The sequence below is a fragment of the Peribacillus sp. NPDC096448 genome (genome assembly GCF_044762675.1).
Lineage (GTDB): Bacteria > Bacillota > Bacilli > Bacillales > DSM-1321 > Peribacillus > Peribacillus frigoritolerans_B.
Genome location: NZ_JBIWEU010000010.1, coordinates 148,826 through 163,953 on the forward strand (window position 1 = coordinate 148,826; position 15,128 = coordinate 163,953).

A 15,128-nucleotide genomic window follows, 5' to 3' on the forward strand; every position below is an offset into this window, starting at 1 on the left:
AACAAACTGGCCTATCCTTTTAGAAAGGAGGGATGAAAAAATGTATTTGCTCCATTCACCACGGAAGGGAATCATTCACACTGAATTGCACTATTTAGGAATGGCCTCGCAGGTATATACCGGTTATTTACAATTCCTAAGCGAAATTGAACCAAAACAAGAAACCGAATGCCTGCAGTCGCCGCCGCTCCCCTTTTCATATGAGAACGGATAGTTTCCCGCTTCGTACCTTATATTAAAATATTAAAGAAAAACCGACCTTGAAAGGTCGGTTTTTTGTTATTCTGCAGTATGTTCCATAGCCCTGGCCCGCGCTGCCGCAAATGCTGCTCCAAGTTCACTAATAGATAAACAAATTGCTATGAAGACGAAACGTCCGCCAATTCAAAAACCGCCATCACAACCCGGCATATATGAAACATTTCCTTTTTCATTTTTATCGAAGGACTTGAACTGATTACATCATCTTATTCACTACCAAACAAATGCCAGTAATAATGCAATTAAACAGAATTATATTTCTCTCTTTTCAATATGTATTTTAAAGAATGAAGAATTGCCTAGTGCGATTGGTTAAATTAAATCGATACCATCCATAAAAAATCATCTAGCAGTTTTTTTCTTTGATTCATTTCATAAAATCCAATATTTTTAGATAACCATCTTCGCTTATTAGAAATTTATTTCAGTTCATCGGCCTAAATTGACATTTTTCCGATTCATGATATATTAATATAGTACTTTAGTGCACGAAAGCGTTCAATAACAGAAGAACTTTTTAGTTTTATTGATAGACTATTTTATTAAAATAATGAATGAAAGGCATGAATACAATGGAGAAGACTCATCAAGATCTGAAAAAGGGCCTATTGCCGAGGCATGTCCAGTTCATTGCTTTAGCCGGAATGATAGGAACCGGGATTTTTAAGGGGAGTTCCGATACATTAAATATGGCAGGTCCAAGTGTTGTAATAGCCTATTTAATAGGGGGGCTATTGTTATTTATTGTAATGGCCGCATTAGGGGAGATGGCAACCGCTTTTCCTAATATGAACGTACAACATCTCATTAATAAAGCTTTTGGGTTTCAACTCTCCTTCATTGTCGGATGGCTTTATTGGTTCAATTGGATTATCGTAATCATTGTAGAAATAGTCGCAGCCGGCAGTTTTCTACAATATTGGTTTCCTACAGTACCATTATGGCTGTTAAGTATACTTTGCGCTTCAGTAATAATAGGAATTAATTTGTTTCAAGTAAAATACTATGGAGAACTCGAATTTTGGTTCGCAGGAATTAAAATAATAACCTTAATTGCCTTTATTATTTTAGGAGCTTTGATCATGCTAGGACTTTTTCCTAGTTCGGCTTCATTTTCTAATTACACGGAACATGGTGGTTTTTTCCCCCAAGGAATTGACGGAATGTTAAGTGCACTTTTAGTGGTAATGTTTTCATATGGTGGTGCGGAATTAATTGGTGTAGCCGTCACGGAAACAAAAGATAGTCAGCGAGTCATACCAAAAATCATTAAAGGAACAGTATGGCGGGTGATTCTTTTCTATGTCTTTCCGATACTTATTATTTGCGGGGTAATACCTTGGAACCAAGTAAGCACTGAAGTAAGTCCTTTCGTTCAGGTTTTCAGCTTATCGGGCCTTCCCAGAGCCGCCGATATCATGAATTTCGTTCTTTTAACCGCTGTCTTATCAGCTGCAAATTCAGGCATATACGCTACCTCAAGGACACTGTTCACTCTTTCCCAGAACGGAGAAGCGCCTAAGGCATTTTTAAAAACAACGAAAAAGGGTATCCCGCTTAATGGTATATTTTTAACTACATTATGTATATTGGCAGGTGTGTTTTTATCCTATTTGTATCCCGACCTGATTTTAAGCTACCTTATGGCCATCCCTGGATTCACGGTTTTATTATTATGGATCAGTATTTGTTCCGCGCAATTGAAGCTGCATAACCAATACACTGGCAAAACAGGTTTCCGGGTAAAATGGTTCCCATATACAACTATATTGGCGATCATGGCATTAAGCATTATCTTTTTGGCATTTATATTTAATAAGCAAAACATCATCGGGACCACAGTATGTCTTGTCACGTTAGTGATATTCATCCTTCTCTCTTTTATTGTCAAACAAAAAAAATAGAAATATTATACCCCCCTGAATTTTAATAGGGATTTCAGACTGTAGACAAACTCTCCATGAAAGCAGAGTTTGCCTACAGTCTTTTTAGTGCTAGTACAGTTTGAACTATTTCTTCAGAAAAAAATTTCAATTGATTTCAGAAATCCGCTCCCTTTCCGCCGACTGCCTGCCAAACCTCATCAAAGCAAGCGGCTGTAGGGTCTCGACTAGCCAGTTATTCGGCAGGAGTGCCGCAAATTTCTTCAATCAAGAGAGGGTTTATTCTATATAAAATACTAGGTGATTCCCTCAAGAAATGATGAAAGCGAGTGCCTGGGGAAATAAATTTGGATTTCAAATTCTCCGTATGCCCCATTTTCAACTTACATATGTTAAAATAACCAATGAACCAATCATCCTACAAATTCGAGGTGTATATCTTGACCATATCTAAAACAAATCGCTTATCACTTGTAGAGCAAGTGGTTTCCCAAATCGAATCGTTAATCGAATCAGGTGAATGGAAAGTTGGAAATCAAATTCCCCCTGAAATGGATTTGATCCAACAGTTCGATGTAAGCAGAAATACATTAAGAGAAGCTGTACGATCACTTGTTTATGCAGGCCTTTTAGTAACGAAACAAGGAAAGGGGACATTCGTAAGGTCATCAAGTGCCTTGGGGGCTGCTTTTGAAAGAAGGATCCAGCAGTCGAGTTTATTAGAAACGTTAGAGGTTCGTCATGCCCTTGAAAGAGAGGGAGCTCAGTTAGCGGCATTAAGACGTAATCAAGAAGATATAGAACGATTGCGGTTTCATATATCTGCATGCAGTAAAGCTGCCGAAGCTAAGGATATCAAGGCTTACGAAGAAGCGGATATACAATTACATAAATCGATTATGGTTTCATCACATAATGATTTATTGATTGATTTGTACGAACATATGGAACAATCCCTGCATGAATCCATCCATCAGATAGTGGAGATGAGTTCCGATGTGAACTTTCATTTGAACATTCATTGCAAACTTGTAGATGCCATCATCGAACAAGATGTGAACCGGGCAATCGAAACAGTGAATGAATACATTGCACAATTCAAAAAATCTTTAGAGTAAGTAAGGAGGAGATTATGGGCATTCATCAAGCGGTAAATCAACTAGAACAAAGAAAAGCGGATATTAAACCCAGAGTAGGACTGCTTATCATCGGAATCATTCTTCTTGGGGCAAATCTGAGGGCTCCCTTAACATCGGTTGGACCCCTTGTCACTTCGATCCGTGATAGCTTGGGGATTTCCAATACATTATCAGGTTCATTAACGACATTGCCTTTGCTTTCCTTCGCTTTATTATCACCGTTTGCACCTAGGATAGCACGGCGTTTTGGAATGGAGCTTACACTTTTCCTTTCCTTGGTATTATTAACGATCGGGATTGGGTTACGCTCAGTTGGCGGAGTGCCGACATTGTTCATAGGGACCATTTTAATCGGGTTAGCCATTGCAATAGGCAATGTATTGCTACCCAGTCTGATTAAACATAACTTTGCCAGGAACATCGGTTTGATGACAGGAACCTATGCTGTTTCCATGAATTTATGCGGCGCAATAGGTTCCGGAATCAGCATTCCCCTAGCTTCTTCATCGGGATTGGGATGGGCTGGTGCCCTTGGATTTTGGGGAATTTTATCACTTATTACAGTTTTCTTATGGATGCCGCAATTAAGACGGCCATTCAAGTCAGGTAAGGATGGACAAACGGCACAAAAGGATAAAAAGATTAACTTATGGCGTTCTGGTTTAGCCTGGCAGATAACATTCTTCATGGGTTTGCAATCGTTTATTTTCTATACAGTAATTACCTGGATGCCGGAAATCCTGGAGCAAAAGGGCCTGAATGCTGATGAAGCTGGCTGGATGCTATCCATCATGCAGCTTGCAGTCATTCCCATAACATTCCTTGTGCCAATTTTAGCTGGACGCTTACAAAGTCAGCGTCTGTTAGTGGTCCCGCCTGTCATCTTCCTTATAGCAGGGATATTCGGCATATTATACGGAAGCACTCTCTTCATCCCAATATGCATGATATTGATCGGGATTGGAGTCGGAACCATATTCAGTTTATCCATGATGTTCTTTAGTCTGCGAACACAAAGCACCCATGAGGCGACGGAATTATCAGGAATGGCACAATCATTCGGGTACCTCTTAGCTGCCATTGGACCGGTATTATTCGGATTGCTTCATGACATTACACACAGCTGGACTGTTCCCTTATTGATGTTGGCCGCAATATCGGCACTTATTTTCCTTGTTGGAATGCGTGCAGGAAATAATGAATATGTACCTACTCAATAAGCCAGTCATGAAATTTTGTAAAACAACCATACTTCCATATAAGGGGATGGTTGTTCTTTTTTCTTTCTTTTGATTCTGTTCTGCTTATAAATATTGTGAACTTGTACATTATAAACTTCAAACGAATGATATAAATATAGTGGATATGAAAAGGCCGCTGCTTCTTTTGAGCAACGGCCTTTTCATATGGAATTGACTTTATGTATCTTTCAGTTACCCTGACACTGCAAAGAAAGAAGACTTGAAAAAAGACGTACAATGTGAATTGAACGCCTTTTTTTACCTACAATTATTTTGATTTTAAAATTCCACTTTCCACGTTTCCTTCTTCATGCATACTTCTTACTTTCCTCGTCTTTAAAAAAGCTCTTCATTGCATGGAAAACGTCAGCCTTTTGCTTAAGGATATAGTACCTGAATTTTTCATTATCAATGTTCTTATATGCTGTCATCAATGTCGAATGACGATTGTATTGATTGACTTCCCCGTATCCGAACATATTGGAAACCTTCATGAGTTCTTCAACAAGCTTAACGCATCGGACGTTATCGGATGTTAGGTTATCACCATCGGAAAAGTGAAACGGATAGATATTAAACTTCGCGGGGTCATATTTATGATCAATAAGTTCTAATGCTTTTCGGTATACGGACGAACAAATCGTACCGCCGCTTTCCCCTTTTGAAAAGAAGTCCTCTTCCGGAACAACTTTCGCTTCTGTATGATGGGCAATGAACTCGATTTCCACCGTTTCATATTTTGTCCGCAAGAAACGGTTCATCCAAAAGAAAAAGCTTCGAGCCATATATTTTTCCCATAACCCCATACTTCCGGAAGTATCCATCATTGCCAGTACAACTGCTTTGGAATCAGGTTTCTGGATCTCATTCCAGGTTTTGAATTTAAAGTCTTCCTTATAGATAGGATGAAAGCCTGGGTCCCCCCTTAAGGCGTTCCGTTTGAAAGCGGATATCATCGTTTTCTTTTTATCGATATTTCCCATTAGGCCTGTCTTGCGGATGTCGTTGAATTCAATATGTTCAAGAGTGTGCTCCGCGTGTTCTTTCTTCTGAAGATTAGGGAGTTCCAATTGACTGAACAGGGCTTCCTCCAATTCCATCATCGACACTTCGGCTTCATAATAATCCTCGCCGGCCTTGTCACCTGCACCTTGGCCCTTACCGGCTCCGGCATCGGACGGTGAGCCATCCCTTGCGACTACATCCCCCACTTTACTGTCTCCATCGCCTTGCCCTACATGTTTGTTTTTATCATAGTTATAACGAATTTTGTATTCATCCAAGGAGCGAATGGGGATCTTGATGACATCCCGGCCATTGGACATTACAATGCTTTCTTCTGAAATTAGATCAGGCAAATTATTCTTGATCGCTTCCTGCACCTTTTCCTGATGACGTTGTTGATCATCATAGCCTTTCCGATGGAGGGACCAATTTTCCTGTGAGATTACATACTGTTGATTACTCTCTTCCGACATTCTCTTCCCCCCTTAAAAAATGTTTGCACGCTTTTCATCATTCCTTCATATAATAAGTTAGTGTGGGAATGCCCACATCATTCCGGTTTTCCAATGAAAAATACAGTGCGAAAAAACGGATTAAAAGAAAAGTATTACTCTATCTTATGCAGCGATGCAGGATAATTTACAACAAAATTCAATAATGGATGTTTGCCTATGAACTAGACAAGTCCTGACATGGGCGTTAAAGGCCCTTTAAGGTTATTTTCTAAATAAGCATTTCAAGATACGAACAGACCTGATGATTTTCAGGTCTGTTCGTTTTTTTTTTAGCAGGTTTCATCATTCATTCGATTATAGGATCAATATAACTATCTTTCTGAACTTAGCCAGTAGTAATTGAGCTGCAAAAGACTTCCAGACATATAAAAGAAGCAATGAAACACAACAAAAAAGGTGCCCCAGCAGTTTTTCTGGACACCCTTTTTACACAGATAGAATGATTCTGGTTGTGATATTCGTCAATCTTTCTCTTCCTCTATTTCATGTTGAACTGTACCTGGGCGTTTATCCCACTCTTTCAATTCTTCATTCGTCCTTTGATTTTCCATCTGCTTTCCAAGTTCTTTCATCTCTTCATAATCCTTAGCCATGGAGCTATTTTCCGGTACATGTTCTTTTTTCAATTCCTCTTTGCTCATTGCCATCACCTCTACTTATTGATACCCAATATTTCCAAATCCGAAACGTAACATATCTAATGGAAATATGGGGTATAGATAAAACATTATAAGCAAATGTAAGGAGGTGCAAGATTTATGCAAACAACTACCCTTTATGTAAAGGAAGCAACGTCAGAAGGCCCTATTTTAAATTTGGAGTCCATACTTTTGAAAACGGAAGGTGTGGAACGTGCAATCATCGACGTCGATGATGGGGAAATTAAAATTGATCATAGTGAAGAAAAACTATCACCGAATCAACTTATTACACTTATTGAACAGTATGGCTTGAATGTAACTAAATAGAAATCAAAGGCACCGGGCTCCCTCCATTCAGAAGTGCCCGGTGCTTTGTTGATTCATATCCCATGATGATCATGTTTAACACCTACAAAAGATGCATGATTTCAATGGGAACGCCACTTTTCATTCAACCTTCCGCAAAAAGTTATAAACCCCTGCCCGATCGGGGGCAGGGGCAAAAAAGTATGGATTACCGATTTAACAAGCTGCCCACATAGCGCAGCAAATCATTGGCTGAAGTCGAATTATATCCGTGCTCGTCGATAAGTCTCGTGATGACCTCGTTCACTTTCTTCAGTTGCCTTTCGTCTGGTGTCTTCGTTGAAGTAGTGATCTTAACGACATCCTTCAAATCAGCGAATAGTTTTTTCTGGATTGCTTCCCGTAAACGATCATGGGAATTATAATCAAATCGCTTCCCTTTACGAGCATATGCTGAAATGCGAATCAATATTTCTTCGCGGAATGCTTTTTTTGCATTCTCGGAAATTCCAATTTGCTCTTCTATCGAGCGCATCAATTTTTCATCTGGGTTGATTTCTTCCCCAGTCAATGGATCGCGCAGCCTTGATTTATTGCAGTATGCTTCGACATTATCCAGATAATTATCCATGAGGATCTTCGCCGACTCTTCATATGAATAAACAAAAGCCTTTTGTACTTCATTTTTTGCAATGGCATCGTATTCTTTACGTGCCAGTGAAATGAAATTCAAATACCGCTCCCGAAGTTCGTTTGTAATGGACGGATGCTGGTCAAGACCTGCTTTTAATGACATAAGTACATCCAATGCATTAATGGACGGATTTTCCTTACGAATGATCGTAGAGGAAATCCGGTTTATCACGTAACGCGGGTCGATTCCGCTCATGCCTTCGTCCTGATATTCTTTTTTCAATTCATTGATGTCTGCGGAGTTAAACCCTTCGACATTTTCCCCATCATAAAGCCTCATCTTTTTCACTAAATCGATATCGCCCTTTTTGGGATCTTTCAGGCGGGTCATGATGCTGAAGATTGCGGCCACCCTTAATGTATGCGGAGCTATATGAACATCCGAGACATCACTTTCACGGATCATTTTCTCATAAATCTTCTCTTCCTCGGTAACCTTCAGATTATATGGAATAGGCATGACAATGATCCGGGAATGCAATGCTTCATTTTTCTTGTTGGAAATGAATGCTTTATACTCCGTTTCATTCGTATGAGCCACAATGAGTTCATCTGCACTGATCAATGCAAAACGGCCTGCTTTAAAATTCCCCTCTTGTGTCAATGATAGCAAATGCCATAAGAATTTCTCATCACATTTCAGCATCTCCTGGAACTCCATCATCCCGCGGTTCGCCTTGTTCAGCTCGCCATCAAAGCGATAGGCACGCGGATCTGATTCAGATCCATATTCGGCAATGGTCGAAAAATCGATGCTGCCCGTCAAATCAGCAATATCCTGTGACTTAGGGTCAGAAGGACTGAATGTTCCAATTCCAACACGCTTATCCTCAGAAAGGAAAATACGTTCGACCATTACATCTTCAATCCTGTTTCCATACTCCTGTTCTAACCTCATTACATTAAGCGGCGATAGGTTTCCTTCAATCCGGATGCCATATTCTTCAAAAAAATCATCCCGTAAATACTGCGGAATGAGATGCAGTGGATCTTCATGCATCGGGCATCCTTTTATTGCATAAATCGCACCAGAGTCTTTTAACGAATAATTTTCAAGTCCACGCTTCAGTAAAGAAACGAGTGTAGACTTCCCGCCTGACACCGGACCCATGAGAAGCAATATCCGCTTACGGACATCCAGCCGCTTTGCCGCCGGATGAAAATATTCCTCGATGAGCCTTTCCAGTGAATCTTCAAGGCCAAATAACTGACCGCTGAAAAAATTGTATTTCTTTGTCCCATTTACTTCCTCTATCCCTGCATCTCTGATCATGTTGTATACACGTGAATGAGCAGATTGAGCAACTAAAGGCGTTTCTTTCAATATTTCTAAGTACTCTGCGAAGGTGCCTTCCCACTTCAGCTTCTGTTCATCTTCTCTAAATTTTTCGATTTTCTTTAAAATATCCATTAAGGAACCTCCCCCTGTCACTTTCAGAGAATACTTAAATCTATGCTCCAAGTCTGACAAACATGTCAGACTTTAAAAAGTGGACGGGCATTGTTTCGAATCCCCCTTGACTCTCCATGTATCGAAAAAGGCTTCATCATTGAAGAATAGATGACAAATATGCCGACAAGAAAATTTGTGTGCACTCCTGCTAAAAATTAGGGTATACTAAGCCTATACTTAAGTGGGACAATATGGGTAAAGGGAGGTCACAACATGGGCACAGTTATTATCATTGGAGTTGCTGTTACATTTTTAGCCGCTATCTTCACTGCTGGATATGAAGATAAACCAGGTGTGAAATAAAAAAATAACAGCCATTTCTAAAACTCCAAAAAAAGGGACAGCAAATCAAATTTGCCGTCCCTTTTTTTGTATCCTCATCAATATAAATATAAAGAAGCGCTTTCGAGCATGCCATTCAATGAAGTGGCTTCATCATTTATACAGCGTTCTTTTTATCAGTTTGAGCTGCATTGTTGTTCACCATTGACTTCAAGTCTTCATTTACTTTTTGTCCTTGTTCCAAATATTCCGTTTGGAACCCACTCTTTATTGCCCAACTATAAAACATTAGTGATAAACATGTAATGATGACCATATCCAAACCAAATGGAATTATGTTTAGTCCACCAAACTTTTCACTGCCTAAGTATGAAATGGTCATCATACAGAGTAAGTAAACAACCATCCAAAGCCCTGCTGAAAAGTTTTGGCGGAATCCCTTCCATTTTATTTTTGATTGATAATAGAAATAAACGGGAAGACCAGCCATAATGATAAATAATACTTGACCTGTCAGCGGCCATCTTGCCCAATATAGAACCAAAGAAGCAAAAACAAAGCCCAGTGGTGCAATGATGCTTAATCCTTTTAAACGTAATGGTCTGTACAAGTTCTGACCTGTGCGTCTTAATGTCATAACAGTAACTGGACCTGTAATATAAGAGACTAAAGTCGCAACTGAAATAACCTCTGCCAATACGCCCCAGCCTCTAAACATGAATAAAAATAAGAAAGATACGCCTAGATTAAAATACATGGCTTGACGCGGGATACCATAAAGAGGATGCAGTTTTCCAAACACGCTTGGTAAATATTTATTCTTTTCCATTCCATAAAGCATTCGTGACGTTGTCGCCGTGTATGTTATCCCCGTCCCGGAAGGAGAAATAAAAGCATCTACGTATAGTAAAATAACCAACCAGTTTATGCCTAAAACAATTGCTAAGTCAGCAAACGGTGAATTGAAATTCAAATGTTGCCATCCGTTTACAATCATGGATGGATCAACAGCGCCAATAAAAGCAACCTGTAATAAAACGTAAATGACCGTTGCAATCAAGATGGAGCCAATTACTGCAAATGGAATCGAACGGCCGGGATTCTTTGCCTCGCCTGCCATGTTAATCGGACTTTGAAAACCGTTAAATGCAAAGATGATCCCAGAAGTTGCTACAGCAGTAAGCACACTTGCCCAACCATTAGGAGCGATACTTCCTGCAGAGGTAAAATTTGAACCATGAAACCCGGCAAATAAAAGTGAGCCGATCGTAAGTCCAGGTATTATAACCTTAAAGACTGTAATAAATGAATTTGCTTTTGAAAACAAACTAACTGTCCAGTAATTCAATAAAAAGTAGACGATCAGTAATGCAGAGGCAATTGCCAAGCCTCCCCCAGTAAGACTTCCATTTTCTACTAAACCATGTGTCCACCGTGCCCATTCCCATGGCCATGAGCTCATATATTGAACAGAAGCAATCGCTTCAACTGGAATTACGGAAACGATTGCAATCCAGTTTGCCCAGCCTGCAATAAACCCTAAAAAAGAACCATGAGAGTACTGCGTGTATTTTACCATTCCCCCAGCTTCAGGAAACATAGACCCTAATTCACTGTAAGATAGTGCGATAAATAAAATAACAACCATCCCGATAATCCAAGAGATAATGGCAGCGGGTCCTGCAATCTGTGCCGCTCTCCAAGCTCCGAATAACCAACCTGAGCCAATAATTGACCCGAGTCCTACCATCATTAACGAAAATGTTCCCATCTTTCGCTGCATATTATTCATACATTTTTCACCATGCTTTCCAAAATTATTCTTTACGTTTAAAAGTAACTGGATTAATGATTTGTGCTAGTGCGTCCAATTACATCTTAAAGTAATTGCTGCATTTACATCACCTCTTGTAAAAGTTTGAAAATTGATGAGGAAATCTTAAGGATGTCCCCTTATTGCTTCTATTAATTACACCGGAACCAAATTTTTCTGCATTTCAGAAAATGCTTAGATCCCATTCTTGTGCCATTTGTTTCAATAACAAACTACCTGCTACGCTATTCCCATATTCATCAATGGCTGGTCCATAAATACCAATGCCACATCCATCTTGAAAAGGCATTCCACTTCTGGCACTTGGAGGAACAAGCGCCATAATCCCGCCAGATACTCCACTTTTGGCCGGCACCCCAATAAAAGCCGCAAATTTCCCCGAAGCATTGTACATACCGCAAGTAAGCATTAATGCTTTGGCCAGCTTAGCCACTTTTTTAGGGATTACTTGTTCTTTACGAACGGGATGGTAACCATCTTGAGCAAGAATCAGTCCAAGCAGGGCTATGTCTTCTGTTGTCACTTCTATGGAACATTGCATGAGGTAAACCTCTAAAGCTTCCTCTACTTCCGATTCCAAATAATTCGTCTCTTTTAAATAGTGAGCTAAAGCTCTATTTCTATGAGAGGTTTGCCACTCGGATTGATACACTTCCTCATTGATGGTCGGGCGCTTCCCTAACAAATTTTCAAATAGCACATAGAGAAATTCCAATTTCCTTTGTGAAGAATCCCCTGGGAGAAGCGAAGCTACGGTAATCGCCCCAGCATTTATCATGGGATTAAACGGCTTTCCCGGCTTATGCATTTCTAAACGAATAATTGAATTGAAAGCATCCCCAGTCGGTTCCACATCGACCCTATCTAACACATAAGAAATGCCGCGACCCAAACATGCGGCTATAAAGCTGAGCACTTTTGAAATACTTTGCAGCGTGAAAGGAACTTCCCAATCCCCTGACTTGATCATTGTTCCACCCGGCTCCAGTATGGTAATGCCCAATTGCGATAAATGTGCATTACTCAATGCCGGTATATAATTAGCGGTTTGTCCTTCACTAGCAAAGGATCTGTAATGTGCTACCCATTCATCTAAGTCGGATTTTCTTTGACTATTAACGTGAATGTCATACTCTTTCGATAATTCTTCAATCACATTCTTCCACCTCTTCAGTTGTTGTATCATTATATTTTCTATATGAACGTTTTACCGAATGCCATCAAGCTTACATGTAATAGATTCGATGAAAAAATAATGAATATTCTAAAAATTGTTAAGCGCTTTCAAAAATTTCTATCTACCGTTAATTTTAAATTGGGAACTACATAATCATACGAAAACCTACAAAATCTAAAAAAAAAATCCTCTAAAAAAACATGATCATCTTACATGTTCCGTTACCAATTTTTGTGGATAGAAAAACTGATTGGTTTTGCCATAATTGGTTATAAGCCGTTCTATTCAGGAACAAAGTAAGCGTTGTATTGAAGCCCATGAAACTGTATACTGATTTTTTAAACAGATTGGGAGGTGACGACTTGAATCTCAGTACGTTAATGAAAAAAGAGGTCAATATCCTCGCTTTGATGTTGTTAACAGTGCCATTAGCAGGCGAATTGAGTTTTTATCCTTTAAATGAAACGTTTCGGGTAAGTTTTGGTCCGCCTGTACTTTTCTTCTTTTTACTATTACTACAAAAAACACCTGCCATTCTTTCGGGCACCCTGACAGGGGCAATGGTTGTGGCATTTCGAATTCTAAAAGATTTTTTCATGCACGATAGTTTTTCCTTGACATCCGCTTTTGAAATTCATTATCCTAGTTTTTTCTTTTATTTCACCTATTCCTTTCTTTTTCATTTAGTGAAAATCAACCGTTTTCAAAACCGTTCTTTGATTATTGGATTTATTGGTCTCATTATCGAAATATTATCCGACTCTGTAGAATTAGTCTTTCAATATATTGTATTAGAAACAACAATAACGTTAGGTTCACTAAACGAGATGATCATGATTGCATTCGCCCACAGTTTTATCGTTTTAAGCTTTTTTAATATGATGAAATTATATGAAGCACAATCAAGGGAAAGGCAAATCAGAAAACAAAATGAACATATGCTGATGCTCATTTCCAATTTATACGAGGAAACGATTCATTTAAAAAAAACATTAAAAAATGCAGAGAATATTACAAAGAAATCGTATGATTTGTATCGCGAATTAAAAGCACTAGAAAAACGGGAAAAACAGCTTCATGTTCTTACAGAGCCATATAGTCAAAAAGCATTGCGCATCGCGGGTGAAATGCATGAAGTCAAGAAAGATAATCAACGGATTTTTGCTGGTCTCTCCAAATTGATCTCTAATGAAAGTTTTAAAGATTATATGAATGCTGCTGAACTTTTTCATTTAATTATCCGAATTAATGAAAAATATGCCTTATCACTAGGAAAGGATATTCAATTTGAATACTCATTAGAGGGAAAAAACGATTCACATTATCATGTGTATACCGTGTTATCCCTTTTCAATAATTTAGTCGCTAATGCAGTGGAAGCAATTAATGAAAAGGGAATCGTGAGTTTAAGTTTGGTTGAAATCCATGACAATGTAGAATTTAAAGTGGCTGATACTGGACCTGGAATTCCTCAAAAATATCAGACTGTCATATTCAAACCTGGATTCACATCAAAATATGATCAGTTCGGGACACCTTCAACAGGGATTGGACTCTCATATGTAAAAGAGGTCGTAAAAGAACTGGGAGGCGATATCCTATTTGAAAATAGTTTTAACGGAGCCGTTTTTACAATAAAATTACCCATTGATAAGTTGATCCAGAAAGGATGATTCCATGCGTTTTTTTATAACAGATGATGATTGTGCTATACGTTCAAACTTAAGCCAAATTATAGAGAGCGAAGATTTAGGAGAAGTGGTGGAGGAAGCCGAAGATGGCAGTCTATTAGAAGGACATATTTTGAATTTAAAGCAAATTGATATATTATTCATTGATTTATTAATGCCCATCCGGGATGGCATCGAGACACTTCGTCATATAAAAAGTACATTTAACGGAAAAATAATAATGATTTCACAGGTTGAATCAAAGGAGCTGATTGGTGAGGCATACTCGCTTGGAATCGATTATTATATTACTAAACCAATTAATCGTATTGAGATATTAACAGTTATCCGAAAAGTTATGGAACGTATCCATTTAGAAAGATCGATCACTAATATTCAAGCCTCTTTAAATAGTGTATTGAATTTTGAACAGCCAAAAATTGATAAATCAAATAATTTCAATGAGAAAAGTATAAGAGAAGTGGGCGAATTCCTACTATCGGAATTAGGGATCGTTGGAGAAAATGGTGCAAAAGATTTAATGGAAATACTTCAATATTTATTTATGTATGAACGGACTTTTACTTTTAAACAGCATTTTCCGACCCTTAAAGATATCTTTGTAGAAATCACCAAAAAAAAGCTCGGCACAGCAGCTGTGCAGGTTGATATCAATCGGGAAATAAAAGCTGCCGAACAGCGAATACGCAGAACGATAAACCAGTCGCTGAATCATTTTGCTTCGCTCGGTTTAACGGATTTTTCAAATCCGAAGTTTGAAAATTACGCTTCCAAATTTTTTGATTTCACAGTCGTTCGCCAAAAGATGAAAGAACTGCAAAATGATTCAACAATAGTTCTTACACCTACCCGAGTAAATACAAAAAAGTTTATTCAAGTATTTTATTTCGAAGCGAAACGATTGAATCCTGATGAAATAATTAGATATAGATAATCCATGGTTGAAACAATGAACTACGGTGGCAGTCAAAAGCATAAAATCCCCTGAAAGATTTCAGGGGATTTTA

The 15,128-nt window shown here is 38.7% G+C and carries 12 protein-coding genes; 7 read left to right on the top strand and 5 right to left on the bottom strand.

Features of this window, described 5'->3' with window-relative positions; translation table 11 throughout:
- Positions 1–40: 40 nt before the first annotated feature.
- From ACIQ0C_RS17750 to ACIQ0C_RS17765, 4 genes are all read left to right on the top strand, one after another.
- Positions 41–214 carry a hypothetical protein gene (locus ACIQ0C_RS17750; RefSeq protein WP_402836960.1) on the top strand — a complete coding sequence of 58 codons (174 nt, stop codon included), beginning with the start codon at positions 41–43 and terminating at the stop codon, positions 212–214.
- Positions 215–833: 619 nt separating this feature from the next.
- Complete coding sequence (locus ACIQ0C_RS17755) at positions 834–2,165, top strand: amino acid permease (protein ID WP_403062327.1); 1,332 nt, start codon at positions 834–836, stop codon at positions 2,163–2,165.
- A gap of 419 nt (positions 2,166–2,584) precedes the next feature.
- On the top strand, positions 2,585–3,262 hold the full coding sequence (locus ACIQ0C_RS17760) for a FadR/GntR family transcriptional regulator (RefSeq protein WP_403062329.1): 678 nt from the start codon (positions 2,585–2,587) through the stop codon (positions 3,260–3,262).
- Between the two features lie 14 nt (positions 3,263–3,276).
- The gene (locus ACIQ0C_RS17765; RefSeq protein ID WP_403062332.1) at positions 3,277–4,503 is read left to right on the top strand and encodes a CynX/NimT family MFS transporter; all 1,227 of its coding nucleotides are present in this window, start codon (positions 3,277–3,279) and stop codon (positions 4,501–4,503) included.
- Between the two features lie 329 nt (positions 4,504–4,832).
- Here the strand turns inward: ACIQ0C_RS17765 and yhbH are convergent, their stop codons facing one another.
- Positions 4,833–6,002 carry a sporulation protein YhbH gene (gene yhbH, locus ACIQ0C_RS17770; protein ID WP_101223356.1) on the bottom strand — a complete coding sequence of 390 codons (1,170 nt, stop codon included), beginning with the start codon at positions 6,000–6,002 and terminating at the stop codon, positions 4,833–4,835.
- A 503-nt stretch (positions 6,003–6,505) separates the two neighbouring features.
- Entirely contained in the window at positions 6,506–6,685 is a 180-nt protein-coding gene (locus ACIQ0C_RS17775) for a hypothetical protein (protein ID WP_034315155.1), read from the bottom strand.
- 117 nt (positions 6,686–6,802) lie between these two features.
- Here ACIQ0C_RS17775 and ACIQ0C_RS17780 point away from each other — a divergent pair, with 117 nt between their 5' ends.
- Positions 6,803–7,012 (top strand): metal ABC transporter ATPase, encoded by a 210-nt coding sequence (locus tag ACIQ0C_RS17780; RefSeq protein ID WP_034315156.1) that lies wholly within the window; start codon positions 6,803–6,805, stop codon positions 7,010–7,012.
- A 187-nt stretch (positions 7,013–7,199) separates the two neighbouring features.
- Here ACIQ0C_RS17780 and ACIQ0C_RS17785 read toward each other — a convergent pair whose 3' ends face one another.
- From ACIQ0C_RS17785 to ACIQ0C_RS17795, 3 genes are all read right to left on the bottom strand, one after another.
- Entirely contained in the window at positions 7,200–9,095 is a 1,896-nt protein-coding gene (locus ACIQ0C_RS17785) for a PrkA family serine protein kinase (RefSeq protein ID WP_053533904.1), read from the bottom strand.
- A 481-nt stretch (positions 9,096–9,576) separates the two neighbouring features.
- Complete coding sequence (locus ACIQ0C_RS17790) at positions 9,577–11,211, bottom strand: glutamate/serine transporter AimA (RefSeq protein ID WP_402836970.1); 1,635 nt, start codon at positions 11,209–11,211, stop codon at positions 9,577–9,579.
- 205 nt (positions 11,212–11,416) lie between these two features.
- Positions 11,417–12,406, bottom strand: coding sequence for a glutaminase (locus ACIQ0C_RS17795; protein WP_402837183.1), 990 nt, complete (start codon positions 12,404–12,406; stop codon positions 11,417–11,419).
- Positions 12,407–12,840: 434 nt separating this feature from the next.
- Between ACIQ0C_RS17795 and ACIQ0C_RS17800 the strand changes: the two genes are divergently transcribed.
- Both ACIQ0C_RS17800 and ACIQ0C_RS17805 read left to right on the top strand, forming a co-directional pair.
- Positions 12,841–14,103 (top strand): ATP-binding protein, encoded by a 1,263-nt coding sequence (locus ACIQ0C_RS17800; RefSeq protein WP_403062491.1) that lies wholly within the window; start codon positions 12,841–12,843, stop codon positions 14,101–14,103.
- A 4-nt stretch (positions 14,104–14,107) separates the two neighbouring features.
- Complete coding sequence (locus ACIQ0C_RS17805; protein WP_403062335.1) at positions 14,108–15,055, top strand: response regulator; 948 nt, start codon at positions 14,108–14,110, stop codon at positions 15,053–15,055.
- Positions 15,056–15,128: the final 73 nt, after the last annotated feature.

Excerpts from the sequence above, each read along its gene's own strand:
- ACIQ0C_RS17750 (WP_402836960.1), top strand. The coding sequence starts at position 41 with ATGTATTTGCTCCATTCACCACGGAAGGGAATCATTCACACTGAATTG.
- ACIQ0C_RS17785 (WP_053533904.1), bottom strand. The coding sequence starts at position 9,095 with ATGGATATTTTAAAGAAAATCGAAAAATTTAGAGAAGATGAACAGAAG.
- yhbH (WP_101223356.1), bottom strand. The coding sequence starts at position 6,002 with ATGTCGGAAGAGAGTAATCAACAGTATGTAATCTCACAGGAAAATTGG.
- ACIQ0C_RS17780 (WP_034315156.1), top strand. The coding sequence starts at position 6,803 with ATGCAAACAACTACCCTTTATGTAAAGGAAGCAACGTCAGAAGGCCCT.
- ACIQ0C_RS17775 (WP_034315155.1), bottom strand. The coding sequence starts at position 6,685 with ATGAGCAAAGAGGAATTGAAAAAAGAACATGTACCGGAAAATAGCTCC.
- ACIQ0C_RS17765 (WP_403062332.1), top strand. The coding sequence starts at position 3,277 with ATGGGCATTCATCAAGCGGTAAATCAACTAGAACAAAGAAAAGCGGAT.
- ACIQ0C_RS17790 (WP_402836970.1), bottom strand. The coding sequence starts at position 11,211 with ATGAATAATATGCAGCGAAAGATGGGAACATTTTCGTTAATGATGGTA.
- ACIQ0C_RS17800 (WP_403062491.1), top strand. The coding sequence starts at position 12,841 with ATGTTGTTAACAGTGCCATTAGCAGGCGAATTGAGTTTTTATCCTTTA.
- ACIQ0C_RS17755 (WP_403062327.1), top strand. The coding sequence starts at position 834 with ATGGAGAAGACTCATCAAGATCTGAAAAAGGGCCTATTGCCGAGGCAT.
- ACIQ0C_RS17805 (WP_403062335.1), top strand. The coding sequence starts at position 14,108 with ATGCGTTTTTTTATAACAGATGATGATTGTGCTATACGTTCAAACTTA.